We start from the raw sequence: 22,185 nt of genomic DNA, 5'->3' as shown, positions 1-22,185 counted from the left end.
GCTTTTTTATTTTTACATTTGTCTGATAAATCGAATTAAAATGATAATCGGTTTTGTAAAAACTTAAAACCTAATTTTAGTATGAGTTTTTTTAAAAAAATATTTTCTTCTGAAAAGAAAGAGCAAGCTATTAGTGAAGAGGCAAAACAAACGTTAGATAAAGGTTTGGAAAAAACAAAAACATCGTTTTTTTCTAAACTTACAAAAGCGGTTGCAGGTAAATCTAAAGTAGATGCAGAAGTTTTAGATAATTTAGAAGAAATTTTAGTTTCTTCTGATGTTGGGGTAAATACTACTTTAAAAATTATTGAACGAATTGAAGATCGTGTCTCTAGAGATAAATATCTTGGTACTGATGAATTAAATGGTATCTTAAGAGAAGAAATAGCTGGATTATTATCAGAAACTAATTCTGGTGAAGCTACACAATTTGAAGTTCCTACTAATACAAAGCCATATGTAATTATGGTGGTTGGAGTTAATGGAGTTGGAAAAACCACAACGATTGGTAAATTAGCTTATCAATTTAAGAAATCTGGTTATAATGTGGTATTAGGTGCTGCTGATACTTTTAGAGCTGCAGCAATTGATCAATTACAAATTTGGGCTGATCGTGTTGGAGTTCCTATTGTAAAACAACAAATGGGAAGCGATCCTGCTTCTGTAGCTTTTGATACTTTACAAAGTGCTGTAGCTCAAAATGCCGATGTTGTTATTATTGATACTGCAGGACGTTTACATAATAAAGTAGGTTTAATGAATGAGCTGTCTAAAGTGAAAAAAGTAATGCAAAAAGTGGTGGAAAACACACCAAATGATGTACTTTTGGTTTTAGATGGTTCAACAGGACAAAATGCATTTGAACAAGCAAAACAATTTACTGCAGCTACTGAAGTTTCTTGTTTAGCAGTAACTAAATTAGATGGTACAGCTAAAGGTGGTGTTGTTATTGGGATTTCGGACCAGTTTCAAATTCCAGTTAAGTATATTGGAGTTGGTGAAGGTATTGAAGATTTACAAGTCTTTAATAAATATGAATTTGTAGATTCGTTTTTTAAATAATAATACAATTATTTTGAGAGAACTTTTAAAATACAGAACAATACAGCTTTTTATTATAGCTGTTGCAATGGCTTTAATAGCTATACCTTTTGAGGGCAATGATTTTATATTTTTAACACTTCGATTAGCTTCATTTGCAATTTTTATGTATTTGCTAATTAAGTTTACAAGTGGTAAAAAGAAAGAAAAAAAATAATAAAAAATAAATGCTGTTAGTTTATAACAGCATTTATTTTTTGCCAAAGTACATCGTCAAAATCTGATAAGGCAAAATTACTTCCATCTGCAGCATTTCCCATTCTAATTATTACCAATTTTTTACTCGGTACTACATATATCTTTTGATCATTTTTTCCTAGTGCACAATATAAATCACTTGGTGCTGAAGGAATCAAAGAGCCATTAAATTGGTATTGAGATTGTGGTAAGTGATAACTTGACTTTCCATTTAACCACCATAAATAACCATATGCCAAATTAATATTTTGTGAAGTTGATGTTGCATTTTGCATATAACTTATAGGTACAATTTGATTGTTTTGCCATTTTCCGTTATTCAATGCAAGAAGACCAAATCGCGCCATATTTCTTGTTGTACTCCAATAAACACTCAATCCTCCTGTCTGAATCCATGCTCCACCTGTCATACCGATGCGATCTCTTAATTTTGTATTAAAATAGTTTGACCAAGTTTGCCCTGTAGCCTGTGCTACTACATCTTGAAGTTTAACATAAACATTATGATATGCCCAACGTGTTCCTGCATCTGCAATATATTGTAAGTTGGAGGGAGAAACATCATCACCTAAAGCATCATCTAATCCTGATGACATTGTTAATAGGTGTTTATTAGTAATTAAATTTTCTTTTAATGAAGGTGCACTAGTCCAACCAGTACCAAGGTAATCTGAAACTTTATCATTTATGTTTAAATAACCTTCTTGTTCGGCAATTCCTGTAACGGTTGCAGTAAGTGTTTTTCCTGCGCTTGCCCAATACCATGTATCATTTGCACTATGACCATTAAAATAATTTTCCATCACTATTTTTCCATTGTGAAGTATAATAAAGCCTTTAGTATTTTTTAATTCTAAATAATCTAATAAAGGTTGAATTTCAGATTCATTCCAACCAAGTGAAGCTGCTGTTTTTGTTTCCCAAGTGGTAGATCCAATAGGGGGAAAGTACATTGCTTCTTCATTGGATGAATTGTTATTGTCTGAACTACAGCTAAATAATATAAATGTAATTGCTAGGAGGAATAATATTTTTTTCATTTTATTTATAGTTATCTTTCTTTTAGACAATAAAAATATGGATTAGTTTAATTCAAATCATATTTAATTGTAATTTTATGGTCTAATTTTATGCAGTATTATGAAACGTCTTCTTTTATTATTTGTTTTAGGTGTGTTTTTTTCGTGTAAACAAAATATTACACAAGCTGACATGGTAAATTTAAATGGGTATTGGGAAATTGAAAAAGTAGTGCTACCTGATGGTGAAAAGAAAGAGTATAAAATAAACGAAACAATCGATTTTTTTAAAATTGAATCTGATAAAGGTTTTAGAAAAAAAGTAATGCCACAGTTAGATGGTACTTATTTGACAAATGATGTTCAGGAAGAATTTGTAGTAGTTGTAAAAGACGGAGAAGCTTCATTGCAATATAAAACAACTTACGCTTCTTGGAATGAGGAAATTATTGAATTAACTAAAGATAAATTGGTAGTAAAAAACCAACAAGAAATTGAATATTATTATAAAAGACCTTTGCAATTTTCAGTTAAATAAAATGGCTAAAAGATATAATGAAGAAAGTCCAATAGGAGATGTATTAAAACAATTTATTTCACAAAATAAATTGGAAGTGGGTATAGATCAAATTAACGTTCGAGAAGCTTGGAAAAATCTTATGGGAAATGGAGTGAATAATTATACTACCGAAATTCAATTAAAAGGTTCTACTTTGTATGTTGCCTTATCTTCTGCAGTATTACGAGAAGAGTTGAGTTTTGGGAAAGAAAAGATAATTAAAATGATTAATGAGGAACTAAGAAAAGATATAGTAACCAATTTGGTTTTACGATAAAAAAAAGTCCCGATTTTTTATAAAAAAATCGGGACTTTAAATATATAATTAGTTAAGTAATTTTTACAAATTTACTAATTAAAATTGTTCTCTTCCTGCAAAATGAAATGCTCCTTCGATTGCTGCGTTTTCATCAGAATCAGATCCATGAACTGCATTTTCTCCAATAGAAGTTGCATATTTTTTACGGATAGTACCTTCAGCAGCATCAGCTGGGTTTGTAGCACCAATTAAAGTTCTGAAATCCTCAACTGCATTTTCTTTTTCTAAGATAGCAGCTACAATTGGACCTCTTGTCATGAATTCAACTAATTCACCAAAGAAAGGTCTTTCACTGTGAACTGCATAGAATTTTTGAGCGTCAGCTACAGTTAATTGTGTTAATTTCATTGCTACAATTCTGAAACCACCTTCAGTAATCATATTTAAAATACCACCAATATGCCCGTTTTCAACAGCATCTGGTTTAATCATTGTAAAAGTTCTGTTTGTTGCCATTTTTAAATTTTTTGCAAAGTTACTATTATAAATAGGTTTTGCAAACTGTATTAAAATTATTTTGCTATTGATTTTGCTATTCTAAAACCGTAAAATTCATGGGTTTTATTAGGTTCAGTAGAAATTCTATTTGCTGGTCTAGCATAATTTGGTTGACTATCCCATGAACCACCTCTAACACTTCTTCTGTTTCCCATTTCTGGACCTCTTGGATTGTCATTTTTTTCTAATTTATAGAAGTCTTTGTTGTACCAATCCCAACACCATTCCCATACATTTCCGCTCATATCATAAATACCCAACTCATTAGGTAATTTTGTTCCAATTGTGTGTGGAGTGCCATTACTATTTCCTTTATACCATGCAATGTCATCTAAGTTGTCGCTTCCGCTATATCTAAAGGATTTTGATAAAGAACCTCCTTTTGCAGCATATTCCCATTCAGCCTCTGTAGGTAATCTATACCCATTTGCTTTAAAGTTGCAAACAATATTAGGTCCCTTTTTTGAATAAACAGGTTGTAATTTTTCTTTTTTGCTCAACCAGTTACAATAAGCGATTGCTTCATTCCATGTAATTCCGTTGATTGGATAATTATCTTGCCATCCCCATTTTGGTTTTTCTGGCATTTTCATTTTGTTAGCTTTGATAAATTCTTTCCATTCCCAAACAGTAACTTCAAATTTACTGATCATAAAAGAATTAAGTTTTACTTCATGCTCTTTTTGTTCGTCAACATCTGCAGCTCTGTCAGAAGCTTTGGAGCCCATTTTGAATGTACCTCCTTCAATCATGACAAAATCAGAATTAGGATTACGATCATTAAAAGCAAAAAGTGCCAATATAGATACTAATAAAATCGAATAAAATGTAATTTTTTTCATAGGGATTATTGTTATTTTGGTGTGCAAATATAATAATAATTTAACATAAGGATTTAAAATTGTTATAATTATATAAATTTTAGTCAATTTTATGTTAAAAAAATAAATATATTGCTTTTTATCGAAAAAAAAAGCTTTTAGTCGATTTTTTTAAACAATAATTATAGTAAAACTTTGATTGAGTGGATTTAAACTTTCAAGTAATGTAGTAATTAATGAATTGTATGAATAAATATCATTATAAAATTCTGAAAAGTTTAAAACTCTTTCTTGTAGAATTCCTTTAGGAAATAAATCAGCTTTAATTTCTAATATTCTATTGATTTTTTCAGATAGGTTTCTTTTTTCTGCTTTAAGCAATCTTTTTTCTAAATTATTAAGTCCTTTTATTTGCTTTCTTTCTTGAGCTGCAACAGCTCCTAAAAAAGATTTATCAGTTTTAGATGCAATTTCATAAAGTGCAATAAACTGATTTTTTAAGACTTCCTTTTGTTCAGAAAAATCAATTGTAAATTGGGAATATTCTTTTGTCTTTAATTCAACAAGTTTTTTTTCAGATTGAAAAATCTCATTCCAATTTACTTGTAACTTATCTAATTTCGATACTTGTTTTTCAGTAGCAATCAATACTGAGTTTCTAACTAATAATACAGGAAATACAATGTTGTTGACCTCAAACATTGATTTTAATTCCAACCAATAAGCAATTTCTCCACCACCACCAATATAACACAAATTAGGTAAAATTACCTCTTGATATAAGGGTCTTAAAATAACATTCGGACTAAAGTTTTTAGGGTTGTTTTCTAGTTCCGTAAGAATTTCACTTTCAGAAAAGGATAATGAAGTATTATTAATTTTGTAATTTCCATTTTCAAAAACAATACGTTCTCTTAAATTATCCTGAATGTAAAATAGATTTATTTCTCGAGGATTTACTTGAATAGCATAGGGTTTTAATTGTTCAATGGTTTCGCTTACTTTATTATATGAAGTTTGTTGTAACAATTCATTTTTCGCAAATGGAATAAATAATTTTTTAAGCTCTAAGTCGTCTCCATCTAAAATAACTAAACCTTCATTTTTAAATAATTCGTTAGCTAAATATCGAGTTGCATCTGCTAAATTCGTATGCTCTAAATAGGATTTTTTAAATAAGTCTTTCAAATAATTAGCATTATTTCCCAAACCTAATTCTTTAGAAAACGATTCAAATAGTTCCTCCAATCCAGAAGTGTCTATTCGTCCAACAGGTCCCTTACTTTCTTTTTTCCATTCCATTTTGTTTCCTTTGAAAAGAAAGTAATTGATTTCTTCAAAATCATGATCTTCGGTGGCCATCCAATAAATAGGAACAAAATTCTGTTCTGGATAAGCCGCTTTTAATTCTTTAGTTAAATTAATTACCGAAATAATTTTATAAATAAAGTATAGCGGACCCGTAAGTAAATTCAACTGATGTCCAGTAGTGATAGTAAAGGTATTTGTTAGGCTTAAAAGTTCAAGGTTATTTAAAGTTTTCTCTGAAATTTGAAAGTTATTATATTGCTTTTTTAGCGCTTCTACTAAGATTTTTCTGTTTTCAACTGGAAAATTATTCTTTTTTTCTTCGAATTGAAATTTAAAATTCTCAATTGAAGGAAAACGATTGTATAACGGTTTTACATTAGATTTTTGATCTAAATAATCCACAATTAATGGAATGAAGTAACCCGAATTTTGATACGTTATACAGTCGTTTGGCATTTTTGTTATTTTTTTGCTAAAATAATAAAATTATACTTTTAATTCTCGTATTTAACATGTAGTTAGTATTTCATAAAAAGATTACTTTTGCAATAAAAACCTACATCTTGAAAGACATTCTTCTAATAACACCACCTTTTACCCAACTGAATACGCCGTATCCAGCAACGGCTTATTTGAAAGGTTTTCTGAATACCAAAAACATTTCGGCTTACCAAATGGATTTAGGTATCGAAGTGATTTTAGAAATGTTTTCAAAGAAAGGTCTAATCGAGATTTTTTTACCCATCATCCATCATCCATCACCCAACACTCAAAGAATTTATTCGCTCAAAGACGATTACATCAAAACCATCGATGCTGTAATTGCTTTTCTTCAAGGTAAAAATCCATCGTTAGCGCGACAAATTTGTTCTGGAAATTTTTTACCTGAAGCCTCTCGTTTTGATCAATTAGACGATATGGAATTTGCCTTTGGTTCAATGGGAATGCAAGATAAAGCCAAACATCTAGCTACTTTATATTTAGAAGATTTATCCGATTTTATTGTAGAATGTGTTGATGGAAATTTCGGATTTAGTCGCTATGCTGAACGTTTAGGAAGAAGTGCCAATTCGTTTGATGAGTTATACAATCATTTGCAAAATGAATTAACGTTTATTGATGAAATCACCATCAAAATTCTGAAAAAAAGAATTGAAGAAGTTCAACCTAAATTAGTATGTTTTTCTGTTCCATTTCCAGGAAATCTCTACAGCGCTTTCCGTTGTGCTCAATTCATAAAAGCAAATTTTCCAAATATAAAAACCGCTATGGGTGGCGGTTTTCCAAATACTGAGTTACGTGATTTAAAAGACCAACGCGTTTTTGAATTCTTCGATTTTATTACACTCGATGATGGTGAACTACCTGTAGAGTTGCTTCATAATTTTATTTGTCATTCTGAACTTGTTTTAGAATCTGAATTTAAGCGTACTTTCCTTTTAGAAAATAACCAAGTCGTATATAAAAACAATTCAACTCGCCCCGATTACAAACAAAGTGAAGTAGGCACTCCAGATTATTCCGATTTATTATTAGATAGATATATTTCCGTAATTGAAGTAGCCAATCCTATGCACAGTTTGTGGAGTGACGGTCGTTGGAATAAACTCACCATGGCTCACGGTTGTTACTGGGGAAAATGCACGTTTTGCGATATTTCTCTCGATTATATAAAATTGTACGAACCCATCGCTGCCAAAATTCTGGTAGACCGAATGGAAGAATTAATCGCTCAAACAGGCGAAAATGGATTTCATTTTGTAGATGAAGCGGCACCGCCAGCATTAATGCGTGAAGTGGCATTGGAAATTATCAAACGAAATTTAGTTGTCACTTGGTGGACAAACATTCGTTTTGAAAAAAGTTTTACAGCTGATTTATGTTTGTTATTGAAAGAATCGGGTTGTATTGCGGTTTCTGGTGGATTAGAAGTAGCTTCGGATCGACTTCTAGAATTAATCAAAAAAGGTGTAACAGTTGAACAAGTTGCACAAGTAACCCGAAATTTTACCGAATCAGGAATCATGGTGCATGCCTATTTGATGTACGGTTATCCAACACAAACCATTCAAGAAACGGTAGATAGTTTGGAGATGGTGCGTCAATTGTTTGAATTAGGTGTTTTGCAAAGCGGTTTTTGGCATCAATTTGCTATGACAGCACATTCTCCTGTGGGAATGTTTCCAGAGGAATTCGGTGTAATTCCTGAGCAAAATAAAATTACATTTGCTAATAACGACATCAATTTCAAGGATAAAACTGGAATCAATCACGATAAATTCAGTTTCGGATTAAAAAAATCGTTATTCAATTACATGCACGGAATCTGTTTTGATTACGACTTGCAAGATTGGTTTGATTTTAAAATTCCAAAAACTAAAGTACCATCTGATTTTATTTATAATTGCCTTCAAAAAGACCATAATTTCAATACAAAACCTAACGCTAAAATAGTTTGGATAGGCGGAAAACCTCAAACGGAAATTTTTACAAAATCTAAAAAAGGAAATACATGGGAAATGATGAAATTTACGTTTCATAGTAAAACCCAAACTTTTGATATAGCTGTAAATTTAGAAGAAGGGAAATGGTTACTTGAAACTTTGGATAAAACTTCAATTTATTCCCAAAATAAAGTAACATTTGCCCAATTAAAAGCTGATTTTGAGCAAAAATTTGATGACTTTGAATTATTTTGGTATTCAAAACCAATACAAACACTTAGAAATAGCATGTTATTAGTGTTGTAATTTTATTTTATAAGGTTAAAAATTAACAATACTTGATTTCTATAAAGCATATTAAACTGAAAACTGTGACTGAATACTAATACGTTGAAACTTGATTTTTGAACTTGATCTTGTACTTGTTCATGTCTTTAATTTTTCATACAACTATATTTATTTTCCAAATTTTATGAGATTTATCATTTACGAAAACGATTTCTTTTTGTAAGTTTACGTCCACTAAAATAATCTCATATGAGCACAAACTATAAACTTTTAGTAAATAATACGGCTTCTTTTGAAGTTACGGAAAATGATCTTCAAAATTTTGATGCAATTAATGTAGAAGCAGATAAGTTTCATGTACTAAAAGAAAGCAAACCCTACAAGGCTGAAATTGTTTCGGCTGATTTTATTTCAAAAAAATATACTGTCAAGGTTAACAACAACACCTACGAAGTGGCAATTTCAGATCCTTTAGATGAATTAATCAAAAGTATGGGAATTCAACGTGGTAGAACTAAATTGGTTAATGCAATTAAAGCACCAATGCCAGGTTTGATTTTAGAAATTAACGTTTCTGTTGGTCAAGAAGTAAAAGAAAATGATCCTTTATTGATTTTAGAGGCCATGAAAATGGAAAACTGTTTCCTTTCTCCTAGAGATGGAGTTATTAAATCAATTTCTGTTGAAAAAGGAAATGCTGTAGATAAAGGACAATTGTTAATTGAATTCGAATAAGATGAAAGAAATTAAGAAAATATTAGTTGCCAATCGTGGAGAAATTGCTATTAGAGTAATGAAAACCGCGAAAAAAATGGGAATCAAAACGGTAGCGGTTTATTCTTCTGCCGATAGAAATGCTTTGCATGTAAAATACGCGGATGAAGCTGTTTTAATTGGCGAAGCAGCGTCAAGTCAATCGTATTTGCGTGGTGATAAAATTATCGAAGTTTGTAAAGAACTTGGAGTAGATGCTGTGCATCCAGGTTACGGATTTTTAAGTGAGAACTCAACTTTTGCAGAAGCATGTGAAAAAAACAATATCATTTTCATTGGACCAAAATCCAGAGCAATTGAAATGATGGGAAGTAAGTTAGCAGCAAAAGAAGCTGTGAAACATTACAATATTCCAATGGTTCCAGGAACTGAAGATGCTATTACTGATATTGATGCGGCAAAGAAAATTGCAACCGAAATAGGTTTTCCTATCTTAATTAAAGCTTCTGCTGGTGGTGGAGGAAAAGGAATGCGTGTGGTGGAAAAAGCTGAAGATTTTGTTTCTCAAATGGATAGAGCCATTTCAGAAGCTACCAATGCATTTGGTGATGGTTCAGTTTTCATTGAAAAATATGTAACCAAACCACGTCACATAGAAATTCAAATTATGGCGGATAGTCATGGAAATATTGTCTATGTTTTTGAAAGAGAGTGTAGCATCCAACGTCGTCATCAAAAAGTAGTTGAAGAAGCACCTTCCTCAATTTTAACTCCAGAAAAACGTAAGGAAATGGGTGAGGCAGCTGTTAAAGTAGCCAAAGCTTGTGACTATTTAGGAGCCGGAACAGTTGAGTTTTTGATGGATGCTGATCATAATTTCTATTTCTTGGAAATGAATACACGTTTGCAAGTAGAACACCCAGTTTCTGAATTAATTTCAGGATTGGATTTGGTAGAATTACAAATTCGTGTTGCGCGTGGCGAAGCGTTACCAATGAAACAAGAAGATTTACAAATCAAAGGTCATGCTATGGAACTTCGTGTATATGCCGAAGATCCAATGAATGATTTTTTACCTAATGTAGGTTTTTTAAGTACTTATAAATTACCAGTAGGCGAAGGAATTCGTGTTGATAATGGAATTGAAGAAGGAATGGATGTGCCAATTTACTACGATCCAATGCTTTCTAAATTAATTACTTATGGAAGCACTCGAGAAGAATCTATCGAATTAATGATCAAAGCGATTGATAATTATTTGGTGGAAGGAGTAGCTACAACTTTACCTTTTGGGAAATTTGTAATGGAGCATGAAGCGTTTCGTTCTGGAGATTTTGATACTGGATTTGTAAAAGCTTATTATGATGCAGAAAAGCTGAAATCTAAATTAGATACGGAAGCTCAAATCGCAGCTATGCTAGCTTTTAAAAAATATGTTGAAGATCAAAAAGTACTAAGATTACCAAACTAAAGAAAATAGAAAATAGAATATAGAAGTTAGAAATAATGTGTTTCAAAGTCTTTTTTCTAATCTCTATCTTCTTTAATCTTTAAAAATATGGAAGATAAAATTAAAATATTAAACGATAAAATAGCTTTAGCCAAATTGGGTGGAGGCGAAAAAAGAATAGCTGCTCATCATGCAAAAAAGAAATTAACGGCAAGAGAACGTGTAGAGTATCTTTTAGACGAAGGTTCGTTTGAAGAAATTGGAATGTTAGTGACACATCGTACTACCGATTTCGGTATGGAAAAAGAAATCATTTATGGCGATGGAGTAGTTACAGGTTATGGAACTATCAACGGAAGATTAGTCTATGTTTTTGCTCAAGATTTTACGGTTTTTGGAGGTTCTTTATCTGAAACTCATGCCGAAAAAATCTGTAAAGTAATGGATATGGCGGTCAAGAATGGCGCTCCTATGATAGGTTTAAATGATTCTGGTGGTGCTCGTATACAGGAAGGTGTTCGTTCACTTGGTGGATATGCGGATATTTTCTACAGAAACGTTCAAGCTTCTGGAGTAATTCCTCAAATTTCAGCTATTATGGGACCATGTGCAGGAGGTGCTGTATATTCTCCAGCGATGACCGATTTCACTATGATGGTGGAAAATAATAGTTATATGTTTGTAACAGGACCAAATGTGGTAAAAACAGTTACAAATGAAGAAGTAACTTCGGAAGAATTAGGAGGAGCTTCAACTCATGCCTCAAAATCTGGAGTTTGTCATATCACGTCTCCTAACGGAATTGAATGTTTAGAAGATATTAAACGATTATTGAGTTACATTCCACAAAATAATAGAGAAACAACTCCAAAATTACCTTATAATTTACAAGATGAGGTTCGTGAAAAATTAGATACTATTGTTCCAGATAGCGCTAATAAACCTTATGATATGCATGAGGTAATTGGTGGAATCATTGATGAAGATTCGTTCTTTGAAATTCATAAAGATTTTGCAGATAATATTATTGTTGGTTTTGCACGTTTAGGTGGAAGAAGTATCGGAATTGTTGCCAACCAACCTATGGTTTTAGCGGGTTGTTTAGATGTAAACAGTTCAATAAAAGCAGCTCGATTTGTAAGATTCTGTGATTGTTTTAATATTCCTTTATTAGTTTTAGAAGACGTGCCAGGATTTTTACCAGGAACGGACCAAGAATGGAACGGAATTATTACTCATGGAGCAAAATTATTATATGCATTTAGTGAAGCTACGGTGCCAAGAGTTACGGTAATTACTCGTAAAGCGTATGGAGGAGCTTATGACGTAATGAATTCTAAACACATTGGGGCTGATATGAATTTTGCTTGGCCAGGTGCTGAAATTGCAGTTATGGGAGCAAAAGGAGCTTCTGAAATTATCTTCAAAAAAGAAATTAGCGAAGCGGCTGATCCGGCAGCTAAATTATTAGAAAAAGAAGCAGAATATGCAGATTTGTTTGCAAATCCTTATACTGCAGCGCAACGTGGATTTATTGATGAAGTAATTTTACCAAGAGATACACGAAGAAAGTTAATTAAAGCATTTAGTATGCTAGAAAATAAGGTGGTAGACACTCCAAAACGTAAACACGGAAATATTCCTCTTTAAAAATTAAGACCGACTTTTAGTCGGTCTTTTCTTTTTTAAATTTTGAATCAAAATAATTAGCTATGAATCCTAGTTTCATTCTTGTTAACATCTTTTTTTCAAACTCCCAAAAAAAGGTAAATTGGCCAAAAATGGAACCTGTAAGAACTAGTAAAACTTGATAAATAGGAAAAATTAAAACAATTCTCATTACTCGATACAACCAATGAGGTTCAAATGTTTCTTGTATTCCAATAAGATTTAAAAATGGTTTTGCCAATTGTAACGAACTAAATCCAGTGATGGCAAAAACGATAAAAATAATAATTAACTGAAGGTTAGAGGTAACGTTCCAGCGTTCTTTAAGCTTTTTCATAAAATTATATTCTTGGAGTAAAACCTCCTAATCTTTGATTGTGTGTTAATTGAAAATAGACTAAGTAGTTATAAATCATGTAGTTTACCTCGTAGCCATAATCAATATTTTGTTCGTAGTTTATGGTCATTTCATAAAGATTAGGATTGTATTGAGAAGATAACATAGCTCTTCTGTTCCATTCTAATACCCAAACTCTGTTTCTGGATTCTAAATAGGATTGCGAATAATAATTTCGGGGTTTTGCAAAGCTATTGAACCAGGATGAAAAGCCTACATCAATAATTAATACTTCATATTCTATTTTTTTGTTTACAATCTTAATGGTGTCACTCTCAAGTTTTGGTTTATCTTCAAAACTTTTATTTTCCTGAGAAACATTACAAGCAAATAGAATTGAAATAAATGTAAATAGGGTAAAAACTATATATTTCATAGCTACTCAAATTTAGAGTATAAAGATAAAAAAAAGCACCGAGTTTATCGATGCTTTTAACTTTATATAATTTAGTTTGCTTAATTGTTTTTTAACAAACTAATAATTTGATCGGCTAATTCTGTACCAATTCTATCTTGAGCTTCACCAGTTGCTGCACCAATATGAGGTGTTAATGAAATTTTTGGATGCATTAAAATTTGAATTTCTGGATTTGGTTCGTTTTCAAACACATCTAATCCTGCAAATGAAACCTTATTGTTATCTAATGCTTCAATTAAAGCTACTTCATCAATAACTCCGCCTCGAGCACAATTTACAATTCCAACTCCATCTTTTAATAAAGGGAACTCTTCTTTACCAATTACATAACCATCTTGAGCAGGAACATGTAATGTAATGAAGTCAGAATGTTTAAAAATGTCTTCAAGTGGTTCTGTTTTGATATCAACATTAATAAACTGACCATTATAAAAGTCAACTCTAATTACAGCATCACTTACAAATTTATCAGCTGCAATAACTTTCATTCCTAATCCAAGAGCCATTTTAGCAACAGCTTGCCCAATTCTACCAAATCCAATGATACCTAAAGTTTTACCTCTTAATTCAACACCATTTGCATAGGCTTTCTTTAATCCGTCAAAGTTTGAATCGCCTTCTAATGGCATATTTCTATTAGAATCATGTAAGAAACGAACTCCAGTGAATAAATGAGCAAAAACTAATTCTGCAACACTTTCAGATGATGAAGCCGGAGTGTTGATTACGTGTAATCCTTTTTCACGAGCATAAGCTACATCAATGTTGTCCATTCCTACGCCACCACGTCCTATAATTTTTAAACCTGGACATGCATCAATAATGTCTTTTCTAACTTTAGTAGCACTACGAACTAATACGACTTTTACATCATTGGTATTGATATAGTTTGCCACTTGTTCTTGAGCTACTTTTGTTGTAATTACTTCAAAACCGCCTTTTTCTAAAGCTTTAATTCCGCTTTTTGAAATTCCGTCGTTTGCTAAAACTTTCATTTTGTATTTATTTTTTTCCAATAACTATTACCTAGTTACTAATTACTAAATATTTTTTTCTAATTCTTGCATTACATCAACTAATACCTGAACACTTTCAATTGGTAAAGCATTGTACATAGACGCACGATATCCGCCAACAGAACGGTGACCCGCTAATCCTGAAATACCAGCCGCTTTCCACATAGCATCAAATTTTTCTTGATGTGCTTCATTTTCTAATAGGAAAGTTACGTTCATGTTACTTCTATCTTCTTTTGCTGCTGTTCCTTTGAATAGTGGGTTGCGGTCAATTTCATTATAAAGCAATTCAGCTTTGGCTTCGTTGATTTTTTCAATTGCAGCAATTCCGCCTGTTTTTTTCAACCATTGTAAGGTTAGTAATGATGCATATACAGGAAATACAGGCGGAGTATTGTACATACTTTCTTTAGAAACATGTTGTTGGTAATCTAAAATACTAGGAATTGTTCTTCCTGTTTTACCTAAGATTTCTGTTTTAACAACTACAAGTGTAGCACCTGCTGGTCCCATATTTTTTTGAGCACCTGCATAGATTAAATCAAATTTTGAAAAATCTAATACTCGCGAAAAAATATCTGAACTCATATCACAAACTAAAGGGATATTTACTTCAGGGAATGATTTTATTTGGGTTCCAAAAATGGTATTGTTACTTGTGCAGTGAAAATAATTAGCATCTGAAGGGATTGTATAATCTTTAGGAATATGATTATAGTTTTCAGATTTTGAAGAGGCAACTACAACAGTTTCTCCAAATAATTTTGCTTCTTTGATTGCGCCACTAGCCCAAGTTCCAGTATCTAAATAAGCTGCTTTTCCATCAACTTTCATTAAATTGTATGGAGCCATTAAAAACTGCATACTAGCACCTCCACCTAAAAAAAGAACTTCATATCCTTTTCCTTCTAGTCCTAAAAGCTCTAAAACTAAAGCTCTAGCTTCATCCATAACAGCAACAAAATCTTTACTGCGGTGCGAAATTTCTAAAATAGATAATCCAGAATTGTTAAAATCTAAAATAGCTTGTGCCGATTTTTCGAATACTTCTTGTGGAAGTATACATGGACCTGCACTGTAATTGTGTTTTTTCATTGTAGTTGTAGTTATTTATTTAAAGGTCAAATTTCGGAATTCTCAAATAAAAAACAGGTTTAAATTCAATAATAATTATGAGATGTTATTAACAAAAACGTTATAGTTAGACCTAATTTTTATGAATAATGTAATTATATTTTTGATAAAAATGCCAATGTATCTACATTGTCTGCATAGTCCCATAGTTTGGGTTGTTGTGTTTGGCCAAATGCAACGGAATTTGGAATCAAATCATTAGACACAATGCATTGAATTTGCTCGGCATCAGTAATTAATCGGGAATTAATCGTTTCTAAATTTTCGTAAAATTCATAAAAAACAGAAGAAATAGGAGAAGAATAGTTTACATCTTCTTTTATTGTCATGAATTCATTGTCTAATATTTGGAAATTACTCATCAAGAAAACAGCTTTGTTGTAATCGTAATTATTAGCATATTTTTCATATTGAATCACATCACGATATTCGAACATAGCTTTGAAAAAATTATCAAAATTATATCCTTTAGGAACAAAAAGTTTGGAAACATTTCGACATCCTAATCCAAAATATCTAAAAATATCTTCACCTAAATTGACCAAATCTTCAAATGATTCATTTCCATTTAAAACGGCAACTGAATTTCTGTTTTTACGAATAATACTTGGTTTATCCTTAAAATAATATTCAAAATAACGTGCTGTATTATTACTTCCTGTGGCAATTACAGCGTCAAATCCTTCTAATTTACCTTCAACAAACGTTATTTTTGAGTTAAGTTTTGGTTCGATTGAAATCAAATATTTTGCTAAAAACTTTAATAAATGTTGGTCATTAGATGAGGTTTTTACTAATACATTATGACCTGAAATTAATACCGACAAAAAATCATGAAAACCTACTAAAGGAATATTACCTGCCAAAACTAACCCAACATTCTTAGGTTCAATTTTTTTAAAATTATAGTTAGAAAGCCACTGATTTAGGTTTTCCTCGGTTAATGCTTTTGCCCAAGCTTGAATACTAAAATAAACTTGTTCTGGAGTAAACCATCCATTGTGTGATTGCGAAAGTTCAATTAAATTTATGAAGTTTTCAAAGAACAAATCGTTATGTAAAACCGCTTTAGATTTTTGATTTCCGTCCTCAGAAAATTGACATAAAAAATTCCCTAATTCAACAAAACTCGATTTTATTTCACTTTGTAACATTTGTAACTTGTTTATATTTAGTAGACGTTGTATTTTTGCACAAAAATAATCATTTAGTTAGACTTAAAGTGGATTTTTATAAAACTTCTAACTTCTATTTTCTAACTTCTAACATTTGAAGATATGGCAATTATAATAACAGACGAATGTATTAACTGCGGGGCTTGTGAGCCAGAATGTCCAAATACAGCAATTTATGAAGGTGCTGATGATTGGAGATGGAAAGATGGTACTAAGTTAAGTGGAAAAGTAATTTTACCTGATGGGACTGAAGTTGATGCTGAAGCAGCACAAACCCCAATTTCAGATGATATTTATTATATAGTTCCAGGAAAATGTACAGAATGTAAAGGGTTTCATGAAGAACCTCAATGTGCAGCCGTTTGTCCTGTTGATTGTTGTGTGCCAGATGATAATCATGTAGAAAGTGAAGAAACCTTACTAAACAGACAATCATTCTTGCATAACGAATAAATCGAACTCCTCAAATGAGGAGTTTTTTGTATGAGAAAAATTGCTATATTTTCTTTTATTATCGTTTGTGCAATTCATTTTTATATCAAGTATGATGAATTGTCTGATTATTCTATCTTCAACGGAAAAATAATTGGTTTTACGGATGTAAATGTAACATATCCTAATTATGGTTATGTAAAATATCAAGCGAATGATGTGCATGTAACACGTAATATTCCAATTGTTGAATATGTTAACCGAGACAATGAAAAAGTAGTCTATGAAGACGGTACCCGAGTTTTATTTTCAAATTTTGAACTAAATGAATCTGTCAAGGTTTTAGAAAACAATAAAAATAACTACAATGTTAGAATTTTTTCCTTTTTTTATTATTGGTGTTATATCTATCATGTAATTGTAATTTTTATGGTATCAGGTATACTATCTGTATTTATTCAAGTTTTTATTATTGATAAAGGTAAAGCATTTTCTGCCAAAGAAAACTAACCCATAATTTAATAGTAAATATCTTCTAATTTTCATTAAAATTGCTTATATTTGAAGAATAATAGGCGATTTATGATAAAAAAACTTACTTTTTTATTATGTTTTTTTACTTCGATTGTATTTTCACAAAGTCTCGAATTTACTATTATTGTCAAAGATTTTGACACTGATCTTCCTGTTGATGAAGTAACAATAACAGCAATACGAACACGTCAAGGATATTTGACCAATAAAGATGGTGTGGCCTTAATTAGTTTAACACGATCATCCGATTTAGAATTGGTTCATTCTTCTTATAAAAAAATAGTGGTTAAGTTTTCTACATTAAACAAAAAAGAAAATATAGTTTATTTAGAACCCATTACACAAGAATTAGAAGAATACATAATTACTAAAGATCATCCTCAGGTAATTTTAAAACGTTTGGTTGAAAATTCTAAATCAAAAATTACAATTCCAATTAGTCTAAAAGTTTATTTACATGAATTTTATAAAAGAGATAATAAAGTTGTATTTTTTAATGATGGTTTAATAAATTTTCAAATACTTGGTAATGAAAAGAATATTAAAACGGATATTCTTGTAGAACAAAATCGTGCAATTGGTATTTTAGATGCTGAAGTTGATACTAATATATTGGGATATGATTTAAATAACATCATAGAAAATTACTATCAATTCAAATATTTAGATGAAATTCTTGATTCAAGAGCAAAGAAAACCTATGATTTTTCAATTAGAACCTATCCGCCAAATGAAGATTATTTGGTTATAAAAGTTGTTCCTTTTCAAGAGGCTAAAGGCATATTGTCTAATTTTTATATAATTTATGATAGTAATAAAAAGCTAATTATAGAAGTGGGTTCTTTTGTTACTTCAGACCGACTTCAAACTTACAAAGAGAGTATGTTTGCTTCGAGAAAAGTCTACAAATTAGAGTTTAAAAACACTTTTAGACAAGAAGGAAATTATTATTATTTAGCTAATTCCAAAGAAGTAATTGGTTTTGAAAAATATTATAAAAAGAAATCCAGACGAATTGAAGTAAAAAATCACATGGTAATTACCGATTTTAATAAAAAAACCTTTGAATATGGAGATAAAAACATATTTAAAGGGAAATCACTTATCAACAAGCAGACTTCTTTTTTTACGGATTATTGGGATGTAGAATCAGGATTTGTATCAACTCCAGAAGAAAAAGCAATCATTGAGCAGTTAAGTAAAGGTATTGGTGATGTTCAAAATGAAGAGGAAAACCCAAAAGAATAATACTACTTATTATTAATGCTTTGAAACTAATCAGGATTAAAGTATATTTGCGCACTTTTAAAATAATATTAACTAGTAATTTAAAATTCTCTTTGAGGATTTAAGGGCTTATGAAAGCAGGAATTGTAGGATTACCAAACGTAGGAAAATCAACTTTATTTAATTGTTTATCAAACGCAAAAGCGCAAAGTGCTAACTTTCCGTTTTGTACTATAGAACCAAATATTGGAGTAGTAAATGTTCCAGATCCACGTATTGCTCGTTTAGAGGAATTGGTTAAACCAGAGCGTGTTCAAATGGCAACAGTAGATATTGTTGATATTGCAGGTTTAGTAAAAGGAGCAAGTAAAGGAGAAGGTTTAGGAAATCAATTCTTAGGAAATATTAGAGAGTGTAATGCTATTATTCACGTTTTACGTTGTTTTGATAACGATAATATTGTTCACGTTGATGGAAATGTAAATCCAATTCGCGATAAAGAAACGATTGATATCGAATTGCAATTAAAAGATTTAGAGACGGTAGAAAAACGTTTAGAAAAAACCAATCGTGCTGCTAAAACTGGAAACAAAGAAGCACAAGCTGAAAAAGCATTGTTAGATAGAATTCGCGAAATTTTATTAGCGGGTAAATCAGCTCGTACAGTAGTTCCTCAAAATCATGATGAGGAAGAAATGTTAGAAAGTTTCCAATTGATCACTACAAAACCTGTATTATATGTTTGTAATGTTGACGAAGCATCAGCAGTAAACGGAAACAAATATGTAGACCAAGTTCGTGATTTAGTTAAAGACGAAAATGCTGAGGTAATTGTACTTTCAGTAGGAGCAGAGGCCGATATCACTGAATTAGAAAGCTACGAAGAGCGTCAAATGTTCTTACAAGATATGGGTTTATCTGAGCCAGGTTCGGCAGTATTAATTCGTGCCGCTTATAAATTATTAAAATTACAAACGTATTTCACTGCTGGAGTTAAAGAAGTTCGTGCTTGGACAATCAACATCGGTGATACAGCACCAAAAGCAGCTGGAGTTATTCACACTGATTTTGAAAAAGGTTTCATTCGTGCAGAAGTTATTGCATTTGAAGATTTCTCAAATTACGGTTCTGAAGCAAAAGTTAAAGAAGCTGGAAAATTAAGAGTAGAAGGAAAAGAATATATTGTTAAAGATGGTGATGTAATGCATTTCCGTTTTAACGTGTAATTTTTTAGACATACCAAAGAAATAAATCTCTTTATGGCATTAAAAGAAGAATTCGAAAAGCAAGGTTTGTGGCTCTTTAGATATAGAGGAGTTTTGCCTGTATTTATTTTATTCATAGGTTTTTTGCTTTTTGTTTACACGGAGTTACATCCTGAAACTTTTTTCATAAAGAATTCGCCATATGAGATTTATTTTGAAATGAGTTGTTTGTTAATAGGACTATTCGGATTGTTTATTCGAATTTGTGTAATAGGTTTTACACCAAAAAACACTTCTGGTAGAACCGTTAAAAATCAAGTAGCTGATACCTTAAATACGAAAGGAATTTATTCCTTAGTTCGCCACCCTTTATATCTAGGGAATTACTTCATGTGGTTAGCTCCTGCAATGCTATCGGGTAACTTTTGGTTTGTGGTTGCTTTTACACTTTCTTATTGGTTGTATTATGAACGAATTATGTATGCAGAAGAGCAATTCTTAAGAAATAAGTTTGGTTTGGTTTATGAAGATTGGGCTAATCAAGTGCCTGCTTTTATTCCAGATTTTAAAAATTTTATCAAAGCAGATTTATCTTTTAGTTGGAAAAAAGTTGTTCGAAAAGAGATAACTGGAATTTTCGTTTTATTTGCTATTTTCTTTGCCTTTGATTACGTTGGAGTTTATCTTAAAAATGAAGAAGCTCCAAATCCTTTTTTATTATACAGCATGATATTTTTATTAATAGCAATTGCTGTTATTAAAATTATCAAGAAGAAAACCGATTGGCTAAAACAAGAAAACCGATAATTTCTTTGGCATACGTTTTGATGTTTTCTTTCAAAACAAACTATCATGAAAAAATATTTTATTTTAGCTGCATTTGCTGTGGCTGTAGTTTCCTGTAAAGATCATGGATTGAACAACAGTTTTATATATTTTTCGGCAGCCCAACCCACAAATGTGGATGAAATAACAGTATTCCCTAAGAAGTTTGTTCGAACCTATACAATGGATTATTCCCATCGTTTAATAGTTGAGCCAAAATGCGCTTATATCAAAGAAATTGAAACTATTACCGCTATAAAATCAGAATTGGATTCTATTCCCGAATTAGAATTTCGAAATAATCAAGTTTTCGATAAATCTGAAAATAAACCTTATAAAACATTTGTAAAAGGCGATACAATTACTTTTGAAATCGAGCGTCTAGATACTATTTTTTCCTTTGCAGAAAATGAAATCGCAAAAGAATATAAATCTTCATTGATATTGAATAAGGAAATAGATGGGAAATACCAAACCAGTATTTTAAAATTATCAACAGTTGTAGCAAAACACATTCAACTTGGTACTAAAAAAGATTTTGACAAGTTAAATACAGAACTGAAAATTCCATTTAAAACTGTAATTGAAGAAAACGATACGTTACATGTAATTTTAACGCCATCACGAGCTGATTTTAGAAAATTATTACGTAGAGAAGGTTTTGAGTACGAAAGCAATTATTTATTTAAATAATTAAAATGAAAATCCTTAAAAAACTACTAAAGTATTTCGCGATTTTCATTTTATCATTATTTGCGTATTTGTTAATCGTTACTTTATTGTCATTCGTTTCTGTAAATTATGATGTGGCTCAAAATCAAGAAGAAATCCCAATTTACATTCTAACAAACGGTGTGCATACCGATATTGTTTTGCCAATTAAAAATGAACATCACGATTGGTCATCCCAACTCAAATTTGAACATACGAAATCAAAAGATACCACGTATCAATATGTAGCTTTAGGCTGGGGCGACAAAGGTTTTTATTTAGAAACTCCCACTTGGGCTGACTTAAAAGTAAGTACAGCTGTAAAAGCAGCTTCAGGTTTGAGCACATCGGCTATGCATGTGACTTTTTATAAACATTTAAAAGAGAACCAGTCTTGTAAAAAGATTCAAATTTCGTTAGAAAATTATAAAAAGTTGATTGCATTCATTAATGAATCTTTCCAAACTAAATCAGGTAAATTCCTAAAAATAGAAACCAATGCCGTTTACGGAAAACACGATGTTTTTTACGAAGCCAACGGAAGTTATTCGCTATTTTACACCTGCAATTCTTGGGCAAACCAAGCCCTAAAAGCAGCGAATCAAAAAGCGGCCCTTTGGACAATTTCAGATAGTGGGATTTTTAGGCACTATAAGTAGTTAAAAGTCTTTCTTCTTTTCTCTTTTGTTCTTGAACTTGAATTTGATTTTTGCTCTTGAAC

Annotated in this window: 23 protein-coding genes; 14 read left to right on the top strand and 9 right to left on the bottom strand. The window is 31.1% G+C overall.

Features of this window, described 5'->3' with window-relative positions; all coding sequences use genetic code 11:
* Nucleotides 1–81 precede the first annotated feature (81 nt).
* Nucleotides 82–1,062 carry a signal recognition particle-docking protein FtsY gene (ftsY, locus tag LOS86_RS10025; RefSeq protein ID WP_231841969.1) on the top strand — a complete coding sequence of 327 codons (981 nt, stop codon included), beginning with the start codon at nt 82–84 and terminating at the stop codon, nt 1,060–1,062.
* Nucleotides 1,063–1,274: 212 nt separating this feature from the next.
* Here ftsY and LOS86_RS10020 read toward each other — a convergent pair whose 3' ends face one another.
* Nucleotides 1,275–2,339, bottom strand: coding sequence for a serine hydrolase domain-containing protein (locus LOS86_RS10020; protein ID WP_231841968.1), 1,065 nt, complete (start codon nt 2,337–2,339; stop codon nt 1,275–1,277).
* 100 nt (nt 2,340–2,439) lie between these two features.
* Between LOS86_RS10020 and LOS86_RS10015 the strand changes: the two genes are divergently transcribed.
* On the top strand, nt 2,440–2,856 hold the full coding sequence (locus tag LOS86_RS10015) for a lipocalin-like domain-containing protein (RefSeq protein WP_231841967.1): 417 nt from the start codon (nt 2,440–2,442) through the stop codon (nt 2,854–2,856).
* A gap of 1 nt (nt 2,857) precedes the next feature.
* Nucleotides 2,858–3,154 carry a DciA family protein gene (locus tag LOS86_RS10010; RefSeq protein WP_231841966.1) on the top strand — a complete coding sequence of 99 codons (297 nt, stop codon included), beginning with the start codon at nt 2,858–2,860 and terminating at the stop codon, nt 3,152–3,154.
* Nucleotides 3,155–3,232: 78 nt separating this feature from the next.
* Here the strand turns inward: LOS86_RS10010 and LOS86_RS10005 are convergent, their stop codons facing one another.
* The 3 genes from LOS86_RS10005 to bshC all read right to left on the bottom strand — a co-directional run bounded on the left by LOS86_RS10005 (nt 3,233) and on the right by bshC (nt 6,282).
* Nucleotides 3,233–3,652, bottom strand: coding sequence for a nucleoside-diphosphate kinase (locus tag LOS86_RS10005; protein WP_159779243.1), 420 nt, complete (start codon nt 3,650–3,652; stop codon nt 3,233–3,235).
* 56 nt (nt 3,653–3,708) lie between these two features.
* Nucleotides 3,709–4,536, bottom strand: a complete 828-nt coding sequence (locus tag LOS86_RS10000; protein ID WP_231841965.1) for a formylglycine-generating enzyme family protein — start codon at nt 4,534–4,536, stop codon at nt 3,709–3,711.
* Nucleotides 4,537–4,686: 150 nt separating this feature from the next.
* Complete coding sequence (bshC, locus tag LOS86_RS09995; protein ID WP_231841964.1) at nt 4,687–6,282, bottom strand: bacillithiol biosynthesis cysteine-adding enzyme BshC; 1,596 nt, start codon at nt 6,280–6,282, stop codon at nt 4,687–4,689.
* Between the two features lie 107 nt (nt 6,283–6,389).
* Between bshC and LOS86_RS09990 the strand changes: the two genes are divergently transcribed.
* The 4 genes from LOS86_RS09990 to LOS86_RS09975 all read left to right on the top strand — a co-directional run bounded on the left by LOS86_RS09990 (nt 6,390) and on the right by LOS86_RS09975 (nt 12,372).
* Nucleotides 6,390–8,576 (top strand): B12-binding domain-containing radical SAM protein, encoded by a 2,187-nt coding sequence (locus LOS86_RS09990; RefSeq protein WP_231841963.1) that lies wholly within the window; start codon nt 6,390–6,392, stop codon nt 8,574–8,576.
* A 231-nt stretch (nt 8,577–8,807) separates the two neighbouring features.
* Nucleotides 8,808–9,293 carry an acyl-CoA carboxylase biotin carboxyl carrier protein subunit gene (locus tag LOS86_RS09985; RefSeq protein ID WP_231841962.1) on the top strand — a complete coding sequence of 162 codons (486 nt, stop codon included), beginning with the start codon at nt 8,808–8,810 and terminating at the stop codon, nt 9,291–9,293.
* A 10-nt stretch (nt 9,294–9,303) separates the two neighbouring features.
* The gene (locus LOS86_RS09980) at nt 9,304–10,743 is read left to right on the top strand and encodes an acetyl-CoA carboxylase biotin carboxylase subunit (RefSeq protein ID WP_231843928.1); all 1,440 of its coding nucleotides are present in this window, start codon (nt 9,304–9,306) and stop codon (nt 10,741–10,743) included.
* 87 nt (nt 10,744–10,830) lie between these two features.
* On the top strand, nt 10,831–12,372 hold the full coding sequence (locus LOS86_RS09975; RefSeq protein WP_231841961.1) for an acyl-CoA carboxylase subunit beta: 1,542 nt from the start codon (nt 10,831–10,833) through the stop codon (nt 12,370–12,372).
* Between the two features lie 16 nt (nt 12,373–12,388).
* Here LOS86_RS09975 and LOS86_RS09970 read toward each other — a convergent pair whose 3' ends face one another.
* From LOS86_RS09970 to LOS86_RS09950, 5 genes are all read right to left on the bottom strand, one after another.
* The gene (locus LOS86_RS09970) at nt 12,389–12,727 is read right to left on the bottom strand and encodes a DUF6787 family protein (protein ID WP_231841960.1); all 339 of its coding nucleotides are present in this window, start codon (nt 12,725–12,727) and stop codon (nt 12,389–12,391) included.
* A 4-nt stretch (nt 12,728–12,731) separates the two neighbouring features.
* A complete protein-coding gene (locus tag LOS86_RS09965; protein ID WP_231841959.1) occupies nt 12,732–13,163 on the bottom strand; it encodes a DUF6146 family protein in 432 nt (143 codons plus the stop codon).
* An 80-nt stretch (nt 13,164–13,243) separates the two neighbouring features.
* Nucleotides 13,244–14,200, bottom strand: coding sequence for a D-2-hydroxyacid dehydrogenase (locus LOS86_RS09960; protein ID WP_231841958.1), 957 nt, complete (start codon nt 14,198–14,200; stop codon nt 13,244–13,246).
* A 45-nt stretch (nt 14,201–14,245) separates the two neighbouring features.
* Nucleotides 14,246–15,316, bottom strand: coding sequence for a 3-phosphoserine/phosphohydroxythreonine transaminase (gene serC, locus LOS86_RS09955; protein ID WP_231841957.1), 1,071 nt, complete (start codon nt 15,314–15,316; stop codon nt 14,246–14,248).
* A 134-nt stretch (nt 15,317–15,450) separates the two neighbouring features.
* Nucleotides 15,451–16,509 (bottom strand): acyl-CoA reductase, encoded by a 1,059-nt coding sequence (locus LOS86_RS09950; RefSeq protein WP_231841956.1) that lies wholly within the window; start codon nt 16,507–16,509, stop codon nt 15,451–15,453.
* Nucleotides 16,510–16,632: 123 nt separating this feature from the next.
* On the opposite strand from LOS86_RS09950, the gene LOS86_RS09945 reads away from it, so the two are divergent.
* The 7 genes from LOS86_RS09945 to LOS86_RS09915 all read left to right on the top strand — a co-directional run bounded on the left by LOS86_RS09945 (nt 16,633) and on the right by LOS86_RS09915 (nt 22,123).
* Complete coding sequence (locus tag LOS86_RS09945; RefSeq protein WP_231841955.1) at nt 16,633–16,983, top strand: 4Fe-4S dicluster domain-containing protein; 351 nt, start codon at nt 16,633–16,635, stop codon at nt 16,981–16,983.
* Nucleotides 16,984–17,013: 30 nt separating this feature from the next.
* Nucleotides 17,014–17,472 (top strand): hypothetical protein, encoded by a 459-nt coding sequence (locus tag LOS86_RS09940; RefSeq protein ID WP_231841954.1) that lies wholly within the window; start codon nt 17,014–17,016, stop codon nt 17,470–17,472.
* Between the two features lie 72 nt (nt 17,473–17,544).
* Nucleotides 17,545–18,744, top strand: a complete 1,200-nt coding sequence (locus LOS86_RS09935) for a hypothetical protein (protein ID WP_231841953.1) — start codon at nt 17,545–17,547, stop codon at nt 18,742–18,744.
* Nucleotides 18,745–18,854: 110 nt separating this feature from the next.
* The gene (gene ychF / locus LOS86_RS09930) at nt 18,855–19,949 is read left to right on the top strand and encodes a redox-regulated ATPase YchF (protein WP_231841952.1); all 1,095 of its coding nucleotides are present in this window, start codon (nt 18,855–18,857) and stop codon (nt 19,947–19,949) included.
* Between the two features lie 33 nt (nt 19,950–19,982).
* The gene (locus LOS86_RS09925) at nt 19,983–20,735 is read left to right on the top strand and encodes a methyltransferase family protein (protein ID WP_231841951.1); all 753 of its coding nucleotides are present in this window, start codon (nt 19,983–19,985) and stop codon (nt 20,733–20,735) included.
* Nucleotides 20,736–20,780: 45 nt separating this feature from the next.
* Nucleotides 20,781–21,446 carry a hypothetical protein gene (locus LOS86_RS09920; RefSeq protein WP_231841950.1) on the top strand — a complete coding sequence of 222 codons (666 nt, stop codon included), beginning with the start codon at nt 20,781–20,783 and terminating at the stop codon, nt 21,444–21,446.
* A gap of 5 nt (nt 21,447–21,451) precedes the next feature.
* Nucleotides 21,452–22,123, top strand: a complete 672-nt coding sequence (locus LOS86_RS09915; RefSeq protein ID WP_231841949.1) for a TIGR02117 family protein — start codon at nt 21,452–21,454, stop codon at nt 22,121–22,123.
* Nucleotides 22,124–22,185: the final 62 nt, after the last annotated feature.

The organism is Flavobacterium cyclinae (genome assembly GCF_021172145.1).
Taxonomy (GTDB): domain Bacteria; phylum Bacteroidota; class Bacteroidia; order Flavobacteriales; family Flavobacteriaceae; genus Flavobacterium; species Flavobacterium cyclinae.
The sequence above is the reverse complement of the archived record's forward strand: the minus strand, read 5'-3'. Positions and strand labels throughout refer to the sequence as shown.

Excerpts from the sequence above, each read along its gene's own strand:
- LOS86_RS09950 (WP_231841956.1), bottom strand. The coding sequence starts at position 16,509 with ATGTTACAAAGTGAAATAAAATCGAGTTTTGTTGAATTAGGGAATTTT.
- LOS86_RS09970 (WP_231841960.1), bottom strand. The coding sequence starts at position 12,727 with ATGAAAAAGCTTAAAGAACGCTGGAACGTTACCTCTAACCTTCAGTTA.
- LOS86_RS10010 (WP_231841966.1), top strand. The coding sequence starts at position 2,858 with ATGGCTAAAAGATATAATGAAGAAAGTCCAATAGGAGATGTATTAAAA.
- LOS86_RS09935 (WP_231841953.1), top strand. The coding sequence starts at position 17,545 with ATGATAAAAAAACTTACTTTTTTATTATGTTTTTTTACTTCGATTGTA.
- LOS86_RS10000 (WP_231841965.1), bottom strand. The coding sequence starts at position 4,536 with ATGAAAAAAATTACATTTTATTCGATTTTATTAGTATCTATATTGGCA.
- ftsY (WP_231841969.1), top strand. The coding sequence starts at position 82 with ATGAGTTTTTTTAAAAAAATATTTTCTTCTGAAAAGAAAGAGCAAGCT.
- LOS86_RS09965 (WP_231841959.1), bottom strand. The coding sequence starts at position 13,163 with ATGAAATATATAGTTTTTACCCTATTTACATTTATTTCAATTCTATTT.
- LOS86_RS10020 (WP_231841968.1), bottom strand. The coding sequence starts at position 2,339 with ATGAAAAAAATATTATTCCTCCTAGCAATTACATTTATATTATTTAGC.
- LOS86_RS10005 (WP_159779243.1), bottom strand. The coding sequence starts at position 3,652 with ATGGCAACAAACAGAACTTTTACAATGATTAAACCAGATGCTGTTGAA.
- LOS86_RS09985 (WP_231841962.1), top strand. The coding sequence starts at position 8,808 with ATGAGCACAAACTATAAACTTTTAGTAAATAATACGGCTTCTTTTGAA.
- LOS86_RS09960 (WP_231841958.1), bottom strand. The coding sequence starts at position 14,200 with ATGAAAGTTTTAGCAAACGACGGAATTTCAAAAAGCGGAATTAAAGCT.
- LOS86_RS09915 (WP_231841949.1), top strand. The coding sequence starts at position 21,452 with ATGAAAATCCTTAAAAAACTACTAAAGTATTTCGCGATTTTCATTTTA.
- LOS86_RS09925 (WP_231841951.1), top strand. The coding sequence starts at position 19,983 with ATGGCATTAAAAGAAGAATTCGAAAAGCAAGGTTTGTGGCTCTTTAGA.
- serC (WP_231841957.1), bottom strand. The coding sequence starts at position 15,316 with ATGAAAAAACACAATTACAGTGCAGGTCCATGTATACTTCCACAAGAA.
- LOS86_RS10015 (WP_231841967.1), top strand. The coding sequence starts at position 2,440 with ATGAAACGTCTTCTTTTATTATTTGTTTTAGGTGTGTTTTTTTCGTGT.
- LOS86_RS09975 (WP_231841961.1), top strand. The coding sequence starts at position 10,831 with ATGGAAGATAAAATTAAAATATTAAACGATAAAATAGCTTTAGCCAAA.
- LOS86_RS09920 (WP_231841950.1), top strand. The coding sequence starts at position 20,781 with ATGAAAAAATATTTTATTTTAGCTGCATTTGCTGTGGCTGTAGTTTCC.
- ychF (WP_231841952.1), top strand. The coding sequence starts at position 18,855 with ATGAAAGCAGGAATTGTAGGATTACCAAACGTAGGAAAATCAACTTTA.
- LOS86_RS09940 (WP_231841954.1), top strand. The coding sequence starts at position 17,014 with ATGAGAAAAATTGCTATATTTTCTTTTATTATCGTTTGTGCAATTCAT.
- LOS86_RS09945 (WP_231841955.1), top strand. The coding sequence starts at position 16,633 with ATGGCAATTATAATAACAGACGAATGTATTAACTGCGGGGCTTGTGAG.
- bshC (WP_231841964.1), bottom strand. The coding sequence starts at position 6,282 with ATGCCAAACGACTGTATAACGTATCAAAATTCGGGTTACTTCATTCCA.